Below are 217 nucleotides of genomic sequence, written 5' to 3'. Positions count from 1 at the left end.
CCGGTACCGAGATCGCCGGCAGCTACGGCACGCTGACCCTCAACAGTGACGGCAGCTACAGCTACGCGCTGGACAACGGCAATGCCAAGGTCCAGTCACTGGACGATGACAGCGACCCGCTGAGCGACGTCTTCACCTATGGCATCACCGATGCCGATGGCGATGTCTCCCGCACCACGCTGACCATCACCGTCACGGGCTCGACCGATGCCGCGCC

The 217-nt window shown here is 64.5% G+C and carries 1 protein-coding gene; it reads left to right on the top strand.

The window, feature by feature from the left end; all coding sequences use genetic code 11:
- Window positions 1–217, top strand: a 217-nt coding sequence (locus tag R2R70_RS23870; protein WP_410979472.1) for a VCBS domain-containing protein, incomplete at both ends; no start/stop codon positions are given.

Origin of the sequence: Cobetia sp. SIMBA_158 (assembly GCF_046566945.1) — a bacterium.
Classification (GTDB): domain Bacteria; phylum Pseudomonadota; class Gammaproteobacteria; order Pseudomonadales; family Halomonadaceae; genus Cobetia; species Cobetia amphilecti.
The sequence above is the reverse complement of the archived record's forward strand: the minus strand, read 5'-3'. Positions and strand labels throughout refer to the sequence as shown.